Origin of the sequence: Bradyrhizobium sp. BRP19 (assembly GCF_020194195.1) — a bacterium.
In the GTDB taxonomy this organism is placed as follows: domain Bacteria; phylum Pseudomonadota; class Alphaproteobacteria; order Rhizobiales; family Xanthobacteraceae; genus Bradyrhizobium; species Bradyrhizobium yuanmingense.
The window spans coordinates 1-2,143 of the sequence record NZ_JADYVZ010000064.1; the positions used below are offsets into that span (position 1 = coordinate 1).

Genomic DNA, 2,143 nt, shown 5'->3' on the forward strand with positions numbered 1-2,143 from the left:
TGCTCAAGCACATTTACGGGCTGTCCGATGAGGGGGTGTGCGAGCGCTGGGTCCACGACCCATATTTCCAGTACTTTACCGGCGAAGAGTTCTTCCAGCACGCATTCCCGCACGAGCGCTCGGACCTGAGCCACCGGCGCAAGCGGCTCGGCGACAAGCTGGAGCTGTTGCTGGCCGAGAGCTTGCGGGTGGCACACGAGGCCGGCGCGTTGCGCAGCCAGGACCTCAAGCGGGTCACGGTCGGTCGAGTAGCCCCCGGGGAATTGCACCCCGAGGCTCTCACGAAACCGGACGTGAACCTCTCGATTCATCCGGCTTCTATCTTCCAGCCGCAGGTCGAATGCCGACTCGCCACAAATAGAGTAGGTTCGGATCGCGCTGTGCGAGCCGTCCCAACCAATATACTGAGGCGACTTTCCGGCCTTTCAACCGCTTGTATTTCCGCCTCGCCCAGCGGGCGAGCGCGTCGTTTACGTGACGAAGGACGTTGACACATTCCGTCCGGTAAAACCGTCCGTAATAGTTCAGCCATCCTTGCACGACAGGATCAATCAGCTTGGCGAGTTCTTCAAGACTCCAGTGGTTTCGCGTCGAACCCAGTCGCCATGAGCGAATGGTTTGTCGGATTCCTTTGGCAGCCTTGTTGCTGATTGCCGGGAGGAAGTTGAGGAACTTCTCGCCCTTTCGATCGCGAGCGCTGCGCGGCTGGAAGGTGTAGCCAAGGAAGTCGAACGAGATGTGTTCGCATTCCTCTCTCCGTTTATTATCCTTGCAGTAGACGATCCGGGTTTTCTCCGGATGGAGCTCCAGACCGCATTCCGCAAGACGTTTTCGGATCGCCTCCATCACGGTTCGAGCCTCGCTTTCAGTTCTGCAATGGACTATCGCATCGTCAGCGTATCTTTCGAAACACAAACAAGGGAAGGTCCGCTGCATCCAGTGATCGAATGCATAGTGCAGAACCAAATTTGCGAGCAGCGGTGAAACCACCGAACCCTGAGGGGTTCCGCGTGTTCTCTCCACAGGGATTCCGTCTTCTTTCTCCACGGGAGCTTGCAGCCACCGCTTTACCGTAGAGACGAATCCAACTCAGTTCCGTGTGCTGGGCGACGGCCTTTTCGATTAGGTGCCAAGGAATCGAGTCGAAGAACGACTTCGATAACCCAGTCGAATTTCCAGCAACGCTTTCGCGCTGTCCCCACGCGTCAAGCGCCGAACGGCCGGGCCGATAGCCGTAGGAGTCCGGATGGAATATTCGTTCCATCGTCGGCTCCATAACCATTTTTGCAACCGTCTGAGCCACGCGGTCAGCTATAGAGGGTATTCCTAACGGACGCTTCCCTCCATTAGCCTTGGGAATTTCCACGAGACGGACGGGAGGCGGAAAGTATGTCCCCGACGACATTCATTCCAGATCTTGTAGAGGTTTCTCTTCAAGTCCTTTTCGAATTCCTCGATGGAGACCCGTCCACACCCGCTGACCCGCGGTTCGCTTTCACCTGTTTCCAAGCTTCCCAAACGAGATGTTTGGGGATCTGATACGACTTTGCCTCAGTCATCGGCTCCTCCCGTTTCCGGTTGGCTTGTGACTTTGGCTGGAAGATCGGGTCCCTTCGCTCCGCCCGTATTACCGGGCCTCATCACTATTACGAACCCGTCCGCCCCTGCGTCGCGCATTGGTACTCTGCCCTCGGCGGGTCCGCCGCCTTTGGGGTCTCCCTTGGCATCGCGACGCAGGTTCCCATGTTCCGCGCAAGAGCCTGGCATCGGGATCGCGCCGCCTCTACACCGGTTGCCGCCCGGCCAATACACAGGCTCTCGTCGCGCTTGATCCCAGGAGGTGGTATCGCCCCTGGTTTCGACAACATCTGAACTGTACTTTCGATGCATCATCGGCGGTTTACTTGCGTTCGTCTTCCCGTGGCTCACCTGACAGGCTGATTGCCCGCCTTTTCCAGCAACGCTCACCACCTCAGCCATTGAGCTAAAGCAGCTTGTGGCGGTTTGGACTCTGATCCTGCAATCCGAGTCCGAGGGGCCTGCCCTCATCTCTTGCGCAGCAAGGCTGCTCGGAAGATGGTCTACATACTCAACCTCCTTCTTCGCGCCGTCATGGCGCACATACCACCGTGCAGCCGAAGGC

Annotated in this window: 1 protein-coding gene and 2 pseudogenes; 1 reads left to right on the forward strand and 2 read right to left on the reverse strand. The window is 57.8% G+C overall.

The window, feature by feature from the left end; genetic code table 11:
• A pseudogene (locus I6F36_RS38455) lies at positions 1-242 on the forward strand (transposase); the annotation flags it as partial.
• Between the two features lie 76 nt (positions 243-318).
• Here the strand turns inward: I6F36_RS38455 and I6F36_RS40140 are convergent.
• On the reverse strand, positions 319-783 hold the full coding sequence (locus I6F36_RS40140; protein WP_369424454.1) for a group II intron maturase-specific domain-containing protein: 465 nt from the start codon (positions 781-783) through the stop codon (positions 319-321).
• Positions 769-1,405: pseudogene (locus I6F36_RS40145) on the reverse strand (reverse transcriptase domain-containing protein); the annotation flags it as partial. The pseudogene I6F36_RS40145 and the gene I6F36_RS40140, both read right to left, overlap by 15 nt.
• Positions 1,406-2,143 lie beyond the last annotated feature (738 nt).